Origin of the sequence: Streptomyces sp. NBC_00390 (genome assembly GCF_036057275.1) — a bacterium.
In the GTDB taxonomy this organism is placed as follows: domain Bacteria; phylum Actinomycetota; class Actinomycetes; order Streptomycetales; family Streptomycetaceae; genus Streptomyces.
Genome location: NZ_CP107945.1, coordinates 2,241,039 through 2,255,940 on the forward strand (window position 1 = coordinate 2,241,039; position 14,902 = coordinate 2,255,940).

Below are 14,902 nucleotides of genomic sequence, written 5' to 3' on the forward strand. Positions count from 1 at the left end.
GACGTAAGCTGTCTCAGCCGCCCTTACGCCTTACCGGAGAACCAGTGCCCAGTCCCTATCGCGCGATCTTCGCCGCCCCCGGCACACTCGGATTCTCCGTCGCCGGCTTCGTCGGCCGGATGCCGCTGTCCATGATGGGCATCGGCATCGTCACCATGATCTCCCAGCTCACGGGACGTTACGGCCTGGCGGGCGCGCTCTGCGCAACCCTCGCGATGTCGGCCGCCGTGCTCGGCCCGCAGATATCCCGGCTGGTCGACCGGCACGGTCAGCGCAGGGTGCTGCGCCCGGCCACCCTGGCCGCGGCCGCGGCGGCGGCGGGTCTGCTGATCTGTGCCCAGCAGGGCCTGGCCGACTGGACGCTGTTCGTGTTCTCGGCGGCCATGGGCTGCGTGCCGAGCGTCGGCGCGATGACCCGCGCGCGATGGGCGGCCATCTACCGGGGATCACCCCGGCAGCTGCACACCGCTTACGCGCTGGAGTCGATCATCGACGAGGTGTGCTTCATCTTCGGCCCGATCGTGTCGATCGGTCTGTCGACCATCTGGTTCCCGGAAGCCGGCCCGTTGCTGGCCGCGCTGTTCCTGCTCGCCGGCGTCTGGTGGCTGACGGCCCAGCGCGCCACGGAGCCCGAGCCGCACCCGGCCGGGGAGCACACCGGCGGTTCGGCCCTGCGCTCCCCCGGTCTGCAGGTCCTGGTGGCCGCCTTCGTCGCCACCGGCGCGATCTTCGGCGCGGTGGACGTGGTGACCGTGGCGTTCGCCGAGGAGGAGGGCCACAAGGCCGCGGCGAGCGTGGTGCTCGCCGTGTACGCGCTCGGGTCGTGCCTGGCGGGCATGGTCTTCGGCCTGCTGCATCTGAAGGGTGGGCCTTCCCGCAGGTGGGTACTGGGTGTGTGTGCGATGGCCGTGAGTATGATCCCCCTCCAACTGGCCGGGAGCCTGCCGTTCCTGGCCGTGGCGCTCTTTGTCGCGGGCCTTGCCATCGCACCGACGATGGTGACGACCATGGCCCTCGTCGAAGCGCACGTACCGCGCAGCAAACTGACCGAGGGCATGTCCTGGACCGGTACCGGGCTCGCGGTCGGTGTGGCGCTGGGCTCCTCGGCCGCCGGCTGGGTGGTCGACGCGCACGGTGCCGCTGCGGGATACGCGGTGCCCGGGATCGCGGGAGTGCTTGCGGCCGTTGTGGCGTTCCTGGGGTACAGCCGGCTGCGCAGGCCGGTGCCGACGCGGGAGGGGCAGCGTGAGCGGGACGCGCAACAGTCTGAACAGCCAGACCAGCACGTGGCGTAACTGGGCCGGGAATGTGACGGCCCGGCCGGTGCGGGAGGTCACTCCTGCCTCCCCGCAGGAGCTCGCCGACGCCGTGCGCAGCGCGGCAGAGGACAATCTGACGGTGAAGGCCGTCGGCACGGGGCACTCCTTCACCGCCCTGGCGGCCACCGAAGGTGTGCTGATACGGCCCGATCTGCTGACCGGGATCCGGGAGATCGACCGTACGTCGATGACCGTGACGGTCGAGGCCGGCACTCCGCTCAAGCGGCTGAACGCGGCCCTCGCCCGTGAGGGCCTGTCGCTCACCAACATGGGCGACATCATGGAGCAGACCGTCGCGGGCGCGACCTCGACCGGCACGCACGGCACGGGCCGCGACTCGGCCTCGATCGCCGCGCAGATCAAGGCCCTTGAGCTGGTGACGGCGGACGGTTCGCTGCTGCACTGCAGCGAGAAGGAGAACCCGGAGGTCTTCGCGGCGGCCCGGATCGGGCTCGGTGCCCTGGGTGTCGTCTCCGCGATCACTCTCGCGGTGGAGCCGGTCTTTTTGCTGACGGCCCGCGAGGAGCCGATGTCCTTCGACAAGGTCACGGCCGAGTTCGACGCGCTCGTCGCGGAGAACGAGCACTTCGAGTTCTACTGGTTCCCGCACACCGGCAACTGCAACACCAAGCGCAACAACCGCAGCGCCGGTCCCGCCGCGCCGGCCGGCGCGGTCAGCGGCTGGATCGAGGACGAGCTGCTCTCCAACGGCGTGTTCCAGGTGGCCTGTTCCGTGGGCCGGGCGTTCCCCGCGGCCATCCCTGCGATCGCGAAGGTCTCCAGCCGCGCACTGTCCGCCCGTTCGTACACGGACATCCCGTACAAGGTGTTCACGTCGCCGCGCCGGGTGCGGTTCGTCGAGATGGAGTACGCGCTGCCGCGCGAGGCTCTGGTCACCGCGCTGCGCGAGCTCAAGGCGATGGTCGAACGCTCGCCGCTGCGGGTCAGTTTCCCGGTGGAGGTGCGTACGGCTCCGGCGGACGACATCACGCTGTCCACGGCCTCCGGCCGGGACAGTGCGTACATCGCCGTGCACATGTACCGGGGGACGCCGTACCAGTCGTACTTCACCGCGGCGGAGAGGATCATGACCGCGCACGGCGGACGGCCGCACTGGGGCAAGGTGCATACACGGGACGCCGCTTACTTCGCCGAGGCGTACCCGCGGTTCGGCGAGTTCACGGCGCTGCGCGACCGCCTGGACCCGCAGCGGCTGTTCCAGAACGCCTATCTGCGGCGGGTGTTGGGCGACTGACTCCCCCTGGCGAATAGTTCCCTTTCTTCCGGTTTCCGCGAACCGCGACACCCGTCCTCCCGGGGCTCCGGAGCCCAACTCCCGCGCCCCGGGAGAAGTTCGGCGGCGCGGCGGCCCACCCCGATGGCCCGAATGGAGTACTGTGGCCAGCCTTGGGTCCGGTCCCCTCGTGACGTCCGGGCCCGGGACAAGGGGGCCGAAAGCGGCACTCGATCCGGCGAAGCCGCGGTGTCGCACGGAAGTCTGTTGCGGAGAGTGACTTCACCGTCACTCTGAGTCGTAAATAGATAACCGTGCCATAACGGCGATCCAGGGCCTGTGCCCGACACGCCGGGCAACTCGGCAAGGTTGTGGCAGGCTGCACCCGGGCAGGCCACACTCGACTAGCGGAAGCAGCGACGCAGGTGACGTCGGCAGGCACCACCCGGGAGGTCCCCATGCCCGAACTGCGTGTCGTGGCCGTCTCCAACGACGGCACACGACTGGTGCTCAAGGCTGCGGACAGCACGGAATACACGCTTCCGATCGATGAGCGTCTGCGTGCCGCCGTACGCAACGACCGTGCCCGCCTCGGCCAGATCGAGATCGAGGTGGAAAGCCACCTCCGCCCCCGCGACATCCAGGCCCGTATACGCGCCGGTGCCTCCGCGGAGGAAGTCGCGCAGCTCGCCGGTATCCCCGTCGACCGTGTACGCCGTTTCGAGGGACCTGTGCTCGCGGAGCGCGCCTTCATGGCGGAGCGGGCCCGCAAGACTCCCGTACGCCGCCCCGGTGAGAACACGGGTCCGCAGCTCGGAGAGGCTGTGCAGGAGCGGCTGCTGCTGCGTGGGGCCGAGAAGGACACCGCGCAGTGGGACTCTTGGCGCCGCGACGACGGCACCTGGGAGGTTCTGCTGGTCTACCGGGTGGCGGGCGAACCGCACTCGGCGAGTTGGACCTACGACCCGCCGCGGCGGCTCGTCCAGGCCGTCGACGACGAGGCGCGCGCGCTGATCGGCGAGACCGACGACTCGATCGCGCAGGAGCCGAGCTTCCCCTTCGTGCCCCGCATCGCGCGGCTGCCCAGGGACCGTCCGCTGGACCGCGCCCTGGACCGCCAGATCGAGCGTCCCGGTACGGCCGCGCCTTCGTCCGACACGGACGACACGGGCGAGCGGGACTCGCTGACCAGCCTTCTGGAAGCGGTGCCGAGCTTCCGGGGAGACATGGTCGTACCGGAGCGGCCCGCACAGCCCGAGCCGGCGGCCATCGAGCCGGCACAGGAGCCCGACGAGGCGGAGGAGCCGGTCGCACCGGCGGCATCGGCGGGCGCGGGTTCGGCGTACGCCGATGTCCTGATGCCGCGCTCGGTGGCGGGTCACCGCGAGCGCCTCACGGGCACCACGGACCGCCAGGCAGAGGCGGACGGCGTCCGCCCGGGGCGCCGCGCGGCGGTCCCGAGCTGGGACGAGATCGTCTTCGGCACGCGCCGCAAGAAGCAGGACTAGGGCTCTCTCTTCCGGATCGGGCCGGACCAGTGAGCGGGGTCCGGTGCTTGGGGTGCATCTCCCGTGCCCGAAGGGCAACGGGGGACATCGCAGGCGGTGGAGGGAGGCTTGGCGGAGCCGTACCGACCGACGACAACGCAGCTCGGGGGTACCACCCGCCGAAGGCTGTGGGTGACCAGGGCACGCGAGCCCGGCAAGATCCGGACGAGAGGGCCCTGGCTCAGGACGTCCCGAACGGGCCCGGCACGGTGGACATGCCGGGCCCGTTCGCGTGCGGGAGGCACCACCGGCCGACTGTCGGCGGGCACCGCGCGCGAAGTCCCGGCACGCGACAGGTCCTGCACCGGGCAACGGACCCGAGGACCTCACGGGCGCCCACGCGCGGCGGCGCTTCGGGGTGGCGCCGGGACGCCGCTGCCTGCGTGTCCGCCTGCGCTGCGGCGCCGTCCGGGGTTCCGCGCAGGCCGCACCTGCTGCGCACGACCGCCTTGGTCCGGTCCCGGACCTGCCCGATCTGCCGCGTCGGGTCCCGGCGTATCGGCGCCACCGCGGGGTCCGCCGTCAGCCCGGCTGCGGCCCCGTGGCCACCGGGCGCGCCGGGTCCCCGGACCATTCCGACCAGGAGCCCGCGTACAGGACCGGTTCGAAGCCCGCGAGTTCCAGAGCCACCGCCTGCTGCGCGGCCGAGACACCCGAGCCGCAGTAGACGCCGACCGTCTTCGCGTCCTGACCCGCGCCGAGTTCGACGAAGCGCGCGGTCAGCCTTTCGGGTGAAAGGAAGCGTCCGTTCTCGTCGATGTTCTCCGCCGTCGGGGCCGAGACCGCGCCGGGGATATGACCGGCGACCCGGTCGATGGGCTCCACCTCGCCGCGGTAGCGCTCCCCCGCCCGTGCGTCCAGCAGCAGGCCGTCGCGGGCCCATCCGGCCGCTCCGTCCGCGTCGAGCAGTCCGAGCGCGCCCGGCTGCGGGGTGAACGTACCCTCCACGGGCTCGGGAGTCTTGGTCTCCAACGGGCCCGCCCAGGCGGCGAGTCCGCCGTCGAGGACACGTACGTTCTCGTGCCCCGTCCAGCGCAGCAGCCACCAGGCGCGGGCCGCGCCCCACCCCTTGTCCGCGTCGTACGTCACGACGGGCGTCTGTGCGGAGATTCCGGCGCGGCGCATGGCCGCGCCGAAGGCCGCCACGTCGGGCAGGGGGTGCCGGCCACCGGCACCGGGGGGTCCAGCCAGCTCCGCGTCGAGGTCGATGAAGACGGCGCCCGGGATGTGACCGGCCTCGTAGTCGGGCCGGCCGTGCGGCCCGCCCAGTTGGTAACGGACGTCCAGCAGGACCGGCGGGGTGGGGCCGGCGAGCTCGTTCGCAAGATCGACTGCGGAGATGATGGGATCCATGGAGACCATCCTCGCGCAGCCATCGGCCGATCCGTAACGCCCCGGAAACGGATGAGTGACATCAAAACGGGCATCCTTCGGCAGGAACCCGCCAAAACCGGCGCGGCCGGGGCCCGCCGGACCCCTCGTGGTGGAAGCATCTGCGTGGGCGCGGCCGTTCTTACAGGAACAGCACGCGCCGGTCCCCCCGCACGGCCACCACGATGGTCCGAGGAGAGAGTGACGATGACCGAGGCGACTCGGCACACACCTGGCACACCCTGTTGGGTGAGCTTGATGGCGCACGGCCTTGACGCGACGCAGGAGTTCTACGCGTCACTGTTCGGCTGGGAGTTCTCCCCCGGCCCGGCACAGCTCGGCCCGTACGTCCGCGCGCTGATCGACGGCAAGGAGGTCGCGGGCATCGGCAGACTGCCGGCCGACCGGCACCTGCCGGTCGCCTGGACGCCGTATCTCGCCACGGACGACGCGGATGCGACCGCCGAGGTGATCCGCAGCTGCGGCGGCACCGTCGGGGTGGGCCCGCTGGACGCGGGGGACGCGGGCCGGTTGGCCATCGGCTCCGACCCGGGAGGCGCGGTGTTCGGCATCTGGCAGGTCGCCGCGCACCGGGGCACCGCGGTGCACGGCACCCATGGCACGCCGGTGTGGAACGAGCTCCTGACCCGGGAGACCTCCTCCGTCGGGAAGTTCTACCAGGCGCTGTTCGACTACGAGGTGGAGCCGGCCGTCTCGGCCGACTTCGACTGTCTGACCCTGCGCCTCGCCGGACGGCCGGTCGCATCCCTGCACGGTGTCGGTCATGCGCTGCCCCGCAGCCGGGGCAGCCACTGGATGACCTACTTCGAGGTCGAGGACACCGACGCGGCCGCGCACCAGGTGCTGGACCTGGGCGGGCATGTGGTGGAGCAGCCCCGGGACGGCGCCACAGGGCGGCTCGCCACGGTGGCGGACCCGGAGGGCGCGGTGTTCACGATCGTACGGTCGGAGAGTTCCTGACGATCTCGCCGTCCTCGACGGGAAGGACGTCCGGGGAGAGCGCGGCCGCACGGGCGGTGGCCGCGGTCATCCGCCGGCGGTGGTGGCGCCGGCACAGCACCTCGTAACCGATCACGTCCGTCGGCTGGTGGACGTCCCCGACGACGACCTGGGCACCCTCGACGACCATCACCCCGCCCACGGTGCGCGCGTTGTGCGTGGCGCGGGCGCCGCACCAGCACAGCGCCTCGACCTGGAGTACCTCGACGCGGTCGGCGAGTTCGACGAGCCGCTGGGAGCCGGGGAAGAGCTTGGAGCGGAAGTCCGTGGTGATGCCGAAGGCGAAGACGTCCAGCTCCAGGTCGTCGACGACCCGGGCGAGCTGGTCGATCTGCTCGGGCGCGAGGAACTGCGCCTCATCGGCGATCACGTAGTCGCAGCGGCCGCCCTTGGAGAGATGGGCGACGAGATACGCGTAGAAGTCGAAGCCCTCCGCGGCCTCGACCGCGTCGGTCACCAGACCGAGGCGGGAGGAGAGCTTGCCCTCGCCGGCCCGGTCGTCGCGGGTGAAGATCATGCCCTGAAGGCCGCGCGTGGAGCGGTTGTGCTCGATCTGGAGAGCCAGGGTCGACTTCCCGCAATCCATCGTTCCAGAGAAGAACACCAGCTCGGGCATGGAGAGTTGAGGACCTTTCGGGTCTGTGCGCGCGGTCGGGAGCGTGACGGCGTGGGCGGGCTACGAGCGTACTTCGAGGAGCGGGACGAGCTGCTCGAGAGGGGTCATCGAACCGTGCATCCCGACCATCGCCGACTCGTTGGGCTCGTTGACCGAGGCGGTGATCACCACGTCGTCGCAGGCCGCGGCGACGACATCGCCGATCCGCGCGTACACCCGCTCGTCGACACCGGGGCCGAACCAGCCGGCCGCGATCGCCTCGTCGCGGCTCGCCACCCAGAACTGCTCGCCCAGCACCTCGCGCCACACCGTGAGCACATCGGACTCGGCGCCCGGGACGGCGTAGACATGGCGGGCACGGCCCTCGCCGCCCAGCAGGGCGACACCGGCACGAAGCTCCCAGTCCTCGTCGAAGTCGATGCGCGACTGCTCGTCGAACGGGATGTCGATCATGCCGTGGTCGGCGGTGACATACAGGGCGGCGCGGGGCGGCAGCTGCTCGGCGAGGCGCTGCACCATCCGGTCCACGTACATCAGCTGGCCGCGCCAGGCGTCGGAGTCCACGCCGAAGCGATGGCCCTTGCCGTCGACGTCGCTGTAGTACGTGTAGACGAGGGACCGGTCGCCGGCCGCCAGCTGCTCGGCGGCGAGGTCCATGCGCTCCTCGCCCGAGAGCCGGCCGTGGAACGTGCCGCCGCTGAGTGCGACCTTGGTGAGCGGGGTGTGCTCGAACGTCGGGGACGTCACCTGCGCGGTGTGCACGCCTGCCGCGTCGGCGAGCTGGAAGACGGTGGGGTACGGCTGCCAGGCACGCGGCGAGGTCCACGGCTTCCAGCGCAGCTGGTTCATCAGCTCGCCGGTCTCGGGGTTGCGCGCGGTGTAACCGGGCAGGCCGTGCGCGCCTGGCGGCAGTCCGGTGCCGACGGAGGCCAGCGAGGTGGCGGTCGTGGCGGGGAAGCCGGCCGTGAGCGGGCGCCCGGTGCCGCCGCGGGACGTGCCGAGGAGCGAGGTCAGATAGGGGGCCTCGTCGGGATGGGCCTTGATCTGCTCCCAGCCGAGGCCGTCGATCAGGAAGACGCAGTTGCGGTCGGCGGGGATGAGCTCGGGCAGGCTCTGTATGAGCCCCGGCACCCCCTGTCCGGCGGCGAGCGTCGGCAGCAGATCGGCGAGGGAGCCGCTGCCGTACGCGGGGACGGGCGCGGTGTCGAGAGACAGTGGGACGGGTTCGTCCGGCCAGACGGCGGGCTGGGCAGGCTGGACCATCAGCGTGTGGCTGCCGTGGCTTCGGAGAGCGCCTGGGCGAAGGCGAGCGTCTGGCGGACGGTGTCCGGGCCGTCGCCGGCCTCGCTGACGCGCAGGCTGAGGTCGTCGGCGGTGGAGTTGCCCGTGTAGCCGTGGTCGGCATCGCAGTTCGGGTCGCCGCAGGCGGCGGGCTCGAGGTCGATACGGGAGACGGCGCCCCAGCCGATGGTGAGGACGACCTCGCGCGGCAGGGTGCCGGGGGTGTACGACTCCGGGTTGGCGACGACCCGGCTGACCACGACGGACGAGATCCGGCCGAGCTTGACCGACTCGGTGGAGGTGGTGGCGTACGGCGTCGGGGAGCTGGAGTCGGCGGCCTGCTCGTCTGTGTGGCTGACGATGAAGCGGTTGGCGGTCAGGACGAGGACCGTGACATGGCGGCGCACTTCGTTGGCGTCGAAGGTGGTCTCCTGGTGCACCAGGTACGACGCGATCTGCTCGCCACCGACAGCGGCCTCCACCGCATCGGCCACGAGGGCCGGGTAGTAGCCGCTGCGCTCGATCGCCGCGCGCAGCCCCTGGGTCGTCGTACCGGTCTTCGCCATGCGGTCCATCCTACGGGGCCATGGGGACGGTGAGCGCTCAGTAGCCTCAGACGCTGGGGAGCCTGCGGGGACCCAGGTCGGTCCGGGCGGATGAGGGTGCGAGGCGTACGGATGCGCCCAGCACGGAGAGGCCGCGCTGCGCGACGACGACCGGTTCAAGGCTGATGTCGACCACTTCAGGGTGATCGTCGACCAGCCGCGACACACGGAGCAGGAGCTCCTCCAGCGCGGCGGTGTCGGCCGGCGCGGAGCCGCGCCAGCCGAACAGGAGGGGCGCGGTACGGATGCTCCGGATCAGCTCGGCGGCGTCGCGGTCGGTGGCCGGGACGAGCCGGTGGGCGGTGTCACCGAGCAGCTCGGACGGCGCGCCGGCCAGTCCGAAGGAGAGCACGGCGCCGACGCCGGGGTCGATGGCGGCGCGCACGACGGTGTCCACACCGCGCGGAGCCATCGCCTGGACGACGGGCTGCAGCTCGGCGGGTTTACCGAGAGCATCGGTCAACTCGCGGTACGCCTGTCGCAGTTGTACCTCGTCGGCCAGATCCAGCCGCACACCGCCGAGGTCGGCACGGTGGCGCAGGTGCGGCGCGGTGGTCTTGAGGGCGACGGGATAGCCGAGCCGCTCGGCGGCCCGGACGGCGGCGTCGGGATCCGGCGCGGGGAGGGCGGTGCGGACGTGGATGCCGTAGCGGGCGAGCAGCTCGTGCGCGTCCGTGGCGTCGAGGGTGAACCCCCGGGGATCCCCGGGCCCCCCGAGTAGCCGCTCGATCCCTCCGGCTGCTCCTGCCTCGTCGATGTCGTCGTACTCGGGCACCTTGCCGGGCTCGGCGGCGTCGCGACGCCACTGTGCGTACCGGGCCGCTTCGGCGAGAGCCCGGACGGCGCGCTCGGCGGCCGGGTAGGCGGGAATGCGGTTGCCGCCAGCCGGCCCGTCCGCGGCGGCACCCGCCGGCGACTGTGCGGCCCCGGGACCCGCTCCCCCGAACGGTCCCGTGCCGCCGGGAGCGGCGCTGCGGTCGTGCAGCGCCGACGCCGTGTGCGGCCCGCCCACGGCAGCGGATGCCGTACCGGCCGGGCCGCTGCCGGCGCGCAACGCGTCCGCGGCTTCGCCGTGCGGTGCCGTGAAACGCGGGCCCTGCCCGTCACTCACCGGTCCGGACGCCGGAGCCGCTCCTGCGGGGGCCTCGCCCCGGGAGCCGATGGTGCCGCCGGGGGCCGCGGCGTCGGCGCCCTGCGATGACGCACCGGCCCGGCCGGGCGCCGGAGCCGCGCCACCGGAGGCCGCAATCCGCGCGCCGGTGCTGCCGCCGGAGGCCGCGGCATCCGCCGAGGCCGTGCCGGGCGCACCGGCTTCGACGCGCGCCGCGCCGACCGGGTGTGGGCCGACGGGTGCGGTTCCCGCGCCGGGACGGGGTTGCTCCGGCTCCTTGAGCCGCGGGCTCGTCCCCCCGGGGCGGGCCCCGCTCGTGCCGGTCGCCGCCGAGAGCGCCTCCGCCAGGCCGCCCAGCTCCACGTGCACCACCGCCACCGGCTTCGCCGGAGACGTGGCCGCCGCCGCACGCAGGGCCTCCGCCAGGACTTCGCCGTCGCCCGATTCGGTGACCCCGTTCTCACCCACCCAGGGGATCGCGGTGACCACCACGGCATCGCATGCGTCGTCGTGCAGCGCCTGAACGAGCGCGGCGCGGAAGTCCGCGGGTGTCGCCGCCGTTGTGAGGTCGAGCGGCCGGAGCGGACGCAGGCCCTCTGTCAGACACGCGTCGTACGTGAGCAGTCCAAGGGACTCGGAGTTGCCGAGGATGGCCACCCGCGGCCCCTTCGGCAGCGGCTGCCCGGCCAGCAGCAGCCCCGCGTCGACGAGTTCGGTGACCGTATCGACCCGGATCACGCCCGCCTGACGCAGCAGCGCCCCGACCGTCGCGTCGGGGATCCGGGTCACGGGCACGGCGTGCCCAGGGGGCGTGGCACCGCTGTGGCGGGCTCCCTTGACGACGACGACCGGCTTCACCGCCGCCGTACGCCGGGCGAGCCGGGTGAACTTGCGCGGGTTGCCGAGGGACTCGAGGTACATCAGGACCACGTCCGTGCCGGGGTCCTCGTACCAGTACTGCAGGAAGTCGTTGCCGGACACGTCCGCCCGGTTGCCGGACGAGATGAAGGCCGACAGCCCCGCGCCGCGCCGGTGCAGCCCGGACAGCAGGGCGATGCCGATCGCCCCGGACTGGGTGAACAGGCCGATACGGCCGGGCACCGGTGCCTCGGGGGCGAGCGAGGCGTTGAGCCGTACCGCATCCGCGGTACTGATGATCCCGAACGAGTTGGGGCCGATGATGCGCATCCCGTACGAACGGGCCTGGCGCACCAGCTCGCGCTGGCGTTCCCGGCCGGCCGCGCCGCTCTCGGCGTACCCGGCGGTCAGGACGACCAGTCCCTGGACACCGTGCTCTCCACAGTCGGCGACCACCTCCGGCACGCGTTCGGCGGGAACGGCGACGATCGCGAGGTCGACCGGCTCGCCGATCTCCGCGACCCGACGCACTGCGGGGACGCCGTCGATCTCGGTCCGGTCATCGGGGAAGGCGCGGTTCACTGCGTAGGTACGCCCGGTGTACCCCCCGCCGAGGAGGTTGCGCAGCGCGGTGCGGCCCACGCCACCGGGCGCGCGGCCCACTCCGACCACGGCGACCGAGCCGGGTGCGAGGAGGCGCTGTACCGAGCGGGCCTCGGCGCGCTGCTCCCTGCCGCGCTGGACGGCGAGGGACCTGGCGGTCGGTTCGAGGTCGAGGGTCAGATGGACCGAGCCGTCCTCGAAGCTGCGCTTCTGGGTGTAGCCGGCGTCCGTGAACACCTTGATCATCTTGTTGTTGGCGGGCAGCACCTCGGCCGCGAACCGCCTGATGCCGCGCTCCCTGGCGACCGCCGCGATGTGTTCCAGCAGCGCGGACGCCACACCCCGGCCCTGATGGGCGTCCTGGACCAGGAAGGCGACCTCGGCCTCGTCGGCAGGCGCACTGGCAGGGCGGCCCTGCGCGTTGATCCGGTCGAAGCGGACGGTCGCGATGAACTCGCCACCGACCGTGACCGCGAGCCCCACCCGGTCCACGTAGTCGTGGTGGGTGAACCGGTGGACGTCCTTGGCGGACAGGCGGGGGTAGGGCGCGAAGAACCGGTAGTACTTCGACTCGTCGGAGACCTGCTCGTAGAAGCTGACCAGACGGTCGGCGTCCTCGGTGGTGATGGGCCTGATGCGCGCGGTGCCGCCGTCGCGCAGCACCACGTCCGCTTCCCAGTGATCGGGGTAAGCGTGCTCCGACGAGGTCTGCATGGGGCCAGCGTACGGCCCGCCCCACGGGTCGCGGAGGCTGTTGCCGACGGGCAGGCTGGACAGCGCCGATCGGCGGCCTCGCACCGGCCCGCCCACCGGCGCGAGGAGCACGCCACCTCCCGTGAGAGACTGGTCTAGACAACCCCGAAGACTTGAAGGGCAACACCATGGCTGAGCGCCGCGTCACTGTCGGCTGGGCCGAGGGCCTTCACGCCCGCCCCGCGTCCATCTTCGTCCGTGCCACCACGGCCTCCGGCGTCCCCGTGACGATCGCGAAGGCCGACGGCACTCCGGTCAACGCCGCGTCCATGCTCGCCGTCCTGGGTCTCGGCGCACAGGGCGGCGAAGAGATCGTGCTCGCCTCGGAGGCCGAGGGTGCCGAAGCCGCCCTGGACCGTCTGGCCAAGCTGGTGGCCGAGGGCCTCGAGGAACTCCCCGAGACCGTCTGACGCGTTCGGCCGCGCAACCGGGCGGTCGAATTCATGGCGAAGCCGCGGCATCCCGAATCAGGGACACCGCGGCTTCACTCTTTCCCCCGGCCTTTTGAATGCCGCACGGAATTCGGGCAGCATAAATAGGCCCGCTGCACGACATTACACATCTTTGTATACGGCGCTCGTGTTAATGACGGACGCTCGTGGTGTTTACGGCATGTTGCGAAGTCCTCACCCACTCGGGACGGCGCAGCCGGTGCGCCACCGCGGCCCGCTCCGCGTGCAGGGCGGTCAGAGTCCTGGCCCGCTCCACGTCCCCGCGCGCCACGGCGTCCACGATCGCGCCGTGCTCGGCCCAGGATTCGACGGGCTTGGCGGGCTGCTCCACGGTGTACATCCACGCGATCTTGTGGCGCAGCTGGGTGAGCAGGGCGGTCAGCCCCGGGCTGCCGCAGGCCTGGGCGAGCGTCTCGTGGAACCAGCTGCCGAGCGAACGCAGATCCTCGCCCTCACCGCGACGCGCCCGCTCCTGCCCCAGCCTGACCAGGCCGCGGAGCACCTTGAGGTGTGCCTCGGTGCGCCGCTGCGCCGCCCGTGCCGCCCCCAGGGGCTCCAGCAGCAGCCGGATCTCCAGGAGGTCGGCCGCCTCCTGCTCGGTGGGTTCGGCGACATGGGCGCCGGCGTGCCGGCGGCTGACGACGAAGCCCTCGGACTCCAGGGTGCGCAGGGCCTCGCGGACCGGGACCCGGGAGACCCCGTAGCGGCGGGCGAGCTGTTCCTCGGTCAGTCTGCTGCCGCGCTCGAACACACCGGAGACGATGTCGTCGCGGATCGCCGTGCATACCGAGTGCGCGGGAATGCGCATGACCGAACCTCCGCTTTAATTCGCGCGAAACGCTGCCGACGGTGTGCGTTCCCACCCCTGTTCCTGGCCGTGACTCTATTGCAATCGGCGTGATTTTCCGATGGCAGACCGAAATTCATGGATATCTTTTGGCCAGTACAAGTAACGCCGAAGGCCCTGGCGGCGGGCCAGGGCCTTCGATGTGGTGCGGGGGTCGGTTGCGGGCGGCGCGGGCCTCAGACCGTGACGCCGCGGGCGCGCAGGTACGCGAGCGGGTTGATGTCGGAGCCGTAGTCCGCGGTGGTCCGGGCCTCGAAGTGGAGGTGCGGGCCTGTGGAGTTGCCGGTGGAGCCCGCCCGACCGATCTGCTGGCCGGGGATGACCCGCTGGCCGACCGAGACGCCGATGGACGAGAGGTGACCGTACTGGGTGTACGTGCCGTCGTTCATCCGGATCACGACGTTGTTGCCGTACGCACCGCCCCAGCCCGCCTCGACGACCGTGCCGGAGCCGACGGCCACGACCGAGGTGCCGGAGGCGGCATGGAAGTCGATGCCGGTGTGGCTGCCGGAGGACCACTGCGCACCGCCGGCCTGGTAGGCGGTGGAGACGTAGGAGCCGGCGACGGGCAGCTGGAAGGAGTTGAGGCGACGGCGCTCGGCCTCACGGGCGGCGCGCTCCTTGGCCTCGCGGGCGGCCTTGACGCGGGCCTCGGCCTTGCGCTTGGCCTCGGCCGCGGCCTTGGCCTGGGCGGCGGCCCTGGCGGCCTCCTCCTTCTGCGCGGCAGCCTGGTCGGCGACCTCGTCGGCGACGGTGTCCACCGCCACGACCTGCGTCAGGCCGGTGTCCTCGGGCGAGGGGGCTTCGGCGTCGGCAGCGAGGGCCGGAGAGGCGAGGGTTCCGATGACGCCGGTGGTGGCGAGGGTCGCGACGGTGGCCATACCCGCGCTGCGACGCGCCAGCCGGCTCGGACCACGATGTTTCCCGGTGGCACGGGTGAACGCCATGAAGAGGCTGGTCCTTTCCTTCCTTCTCGCCTACCGGGTTAGCTGACGGGTTCGGAGCAGGAAGGTCTCCTACGGGCACCTCCGCACGGGGTGTGAAGGCGACCGATTCACCCCAGGGACTGAGTGGGTCCCCGGCTCCCCAGGCTCGCGCCTGACGGGGACTCGGCGATGACTGTCCGTGCCGCGGATGCGGCGGGCTACGGCGAACAGCCGGATTGACGCTAGGCCGATCTTCATCCGATCGCCAAAAATTCAGCACCTTTTGTAGCGCACGCCACAGGGCATAGCCCCAACTGCCGCATGAAAACGGACAAAAGACGGAACCCCGGCATCACACC

Annotated in this window: 12 protein-coding genes and 1 riboswitch; of the genes, 5 read left to right on the plus strand and 7 right to left on the minus strand. The window is 71.8% G+C overall.

What is annotated here, in order from left to right; translation table 11 throughout:
- Positions 1-44: 44 nt before the first annotated feature.
- The 3 genes from OHS70_RS09165 to sepH all read left to right on the plus strand — a co-directional run bounded on the left by OHS70_RS09165 (position 45) and on the right by sepH (position 4,061).
- The gene (locus tag OHS70_RS09165) at positions 45-1,295 is read left to right on the plus strand and encodes an MFS transporter (RefSeq protein WP_328395553.1); all 1,251 of its coding nucleotides are present in this window, start codon (positions 45-47) and stop codon (positions 1,293-1,295) included.
- Positions 1,246-2,574, plus strand: coding sequence for a D-arabinono-1,4-lactone oxidase (locus OHS70_RS09170; protein WP_328395555.1), 1,329 nt, complete (start codon positions 1,246-1,248; stop codon positions 2,572-2,574). The genes OHS70_RS09165 and OHS70_RS09170 overlap by 50 nt, the downstream gene beginning before the upstream one ends.
- 437 nt (positions 2,575-3,011) lie before the next feature.
- The gene (gene sepH, locus OHS70_RS09175) at positions 3,012-4,061 is read left to right on the plus strand and encodes a septation protein SepH (RefSeq protein WP_328395557.1); all 1,050 of its coding nucleotides are present in this window, start codon (positions 3,012-3,014) and stop codon (positions 4,059-4,061) included.
- Between the two features lie 561 nt (positions 4,062-4,622).
- Here sepH and OHS70_RS09180 read toward each other — a convergent pair.
- A complete protein-coding gene (locus OHS70_RS09180) occupies positions 4,623-5,453 on the minus strand; it encodes a sulfurtransferase (protein WP_328395559.1) in 831 nt (276 codons plus the stop codon).
- Positions 5,454-5,678: 225 nt separating this feature from the next.
- On the opposite strand from OHS70_RS09180, the gene OHS70_RS09185 reads away from it, so the two are divergent.
- A complete protein-coding gene (locus tag OHS70_RS09185; RefSeq protein WP_328395561.1) occupies positions 5,679-6,452 on the plus strand; it encodes a VOC family protein in 774 nt (257 codons plus the stop codon).
- On the opposite strand, the gene OHS70_RS09190 is transcribed toward OHS70_RS09185, so the two are convergent.
- The 4 genes from OHS70_RS09190 to OHS70_RS09205 are packed head-to-tail and all read right to left on the minus strand — an operon-like array spanning position 6,424 to position 12,279.
- Entirely contained in the window at positions 6,424-7,107 is a 684-nt protein-coding gene (locus tag OHS70_RS09190; RefSeq protein WP_328395563.1) for a thymidine kinase, read from the minus strand. The genes OHS70_RS09185 and OHS70_RS09190 overlap by 29 nt on opposite strands.
- A gap of 60 nt (positions 7,108-7,167) precedes the next feature.
- A complete protein-coding gene (locus OHS70_RS09195) occupies positions 7,168-8,370 on the minus strand; it encodes an alkaline phosphatase family protein (protein WP_328395565.1) in 1,203 nt (400 codons plus the stop codon).
- Positions 8,370-8,954 carry a DUF5998 family protein gene (locus tag OHS70_RS09200; RefSeq protein WP_328395567.1) on the minus strand — a complete coding sequence of 195 codons (585 nt, stop codon included), beginning with the start codon at positions 8,952-8,954 and terminating at the stop codon, positions 8,370-8,372. Before OHS70_RS09200 ends, OHS70_RS09195 begins: the two co-directional genes overlap by 1 nt.
- Before the next feature lie 46 nt (positions 8,955-9,000).
- Positions 9,001-12,279 (minus strand): bifunctional acetate--CoA ligase family protein/GNAT family N-acetyltransferase, encoded by a 3,279-nt coding sequence (locus OHS70_RS09205; protein WP_328395569.1) that lies wholly within the window; start codon positions 12,277-12,279, stop codon positions 9,001-9,003.
- A gap of 167 nt (positions 12,280-12,446) precedes the next feature.
- Between OHS70_RS09205 and OHS70_RS09210 the strand changes: the two genes are divergently transcribed.
- Positions 12,447-12,728: an HPr family phosphocarrier protein gene (locus OHS70_RS09210; RefSeq protein WP_328395571.1), complete on the plus strand. Its 282-nt coding sequence runs from the start codon at positions 12,447-12,449 to the stop codon at positions 12,726-12,728.
- A gap of 172 nt (positions 12,729-12,900) precedes the next feature.
- Here the strand turns inward: OHS70_RS09210 and OHS70_RS09215 are convergent, their stop codons facing one another.
- Together OHS70_RS09215 and OHS70_RS09220 are read right to left on the minus strand one after the other, a co-directional pair.
- The gene (locus OHS70_RS09215; RefSeq protein WP_328395573.1) at positions 12,901-13,578 is read right to left on the minus strand and encodes a GntR family transcriptional regulator; all 678 of its coding nucleotides are present in this window, start codon (positions 13,576-13,578) and stop codon (positions 12,901-12,903) included.
- 215 nt (positions 13,579-13,793) lie between these two features.
- Entirely contained in the window at positions 13,794-14,564 is a 771-nt protein-coding gene (locus tag OHS70_RS09220) for a M23 family metallopeptidase (protein ID WP_328395574.1), read from the minus strand.
- Between the two features lie 12 nt (positions 14,565-14,576).
- Positions 14,577-14,742: riboswitch (cyclic di-AMP (ydaO/yuaA leader) on the minus strand.
- Positions 14,743-14,902: the final 160 nt, after the last annotated feature.

Bases quoted from the DNA above. Each gene is read 5' to 3' on its own strand.
- OHS70_RS09200 (WP_328395567.1), bottom strand. From the start codon at position 8,954: ATGGCGAAGACCGGTACGACGACCCAGGGGCTGCGCGCGGCGATCGAG.
- OHS70_RS09205 (WP_328395569.1), bottom strand. From the start codon at position 12,279: ATGCAGACCTCGTCGGAGCACGCTTACCCCGATCACTGGGAAGCGGAC.
- OHS70_RS09215 (WP_328395573.1), bottom strand. From the start codon at position 13,578: ATGCGCATTCCCGCGCACTCGGTATGCACGGCGATCCGCGACGACATC.
- OHS70_RS09180 (WP_328395559.1), bottom strand. From the start codon at position 5,453: ATGGATCCCATCATCTCCGCAGTCGATCTTGCGAACGAGCTCGCCGGC.
- OHS70_RS09210 (WP_328395571.1), top strand. From the start codon at position 12,447: ATGGCTGAGCGCCGCGTCACTGTCGGCTGGGCCGAGGGCCTTCACGCC.
- OHS70_RS09220 (WP_328395574.1), bottom strand. From the start codon at position 14,564: ATGGCGTTCACCCGTGCCACCGGGAAACATCGTGGTCCGAGCCGGCTG.
- sepH (WP_328395557.1), top strand. From the start codon at position 3,012: ATGCCCGAACTGCGTGTCGTGGCCGTCTCCAACGACGGCACACGACTG.
- OHS70_RS09185 (WP_328395561.1), top strand. From the start codon at position 5,679: ATGACCGAGGCGACTCGGCACACACCTGGCACACCCTGTTGGGTGAGC.
- OHS70_RS09190 (WP_328395563.1), bottom strand. From the start codon at position 7,107: ATGCCCGAGCTGGTGTTCTTCTCTGGAACGATGGATTGCGGGAAGTCG.
- OHS70_RS09195 (WP_328395565.1), bottom strand. From the start codon at position 8,370: ATGGTCCAGCCTGCCCAGCCCGCCGTCTGGCCGGACGAACCCGTCCCA.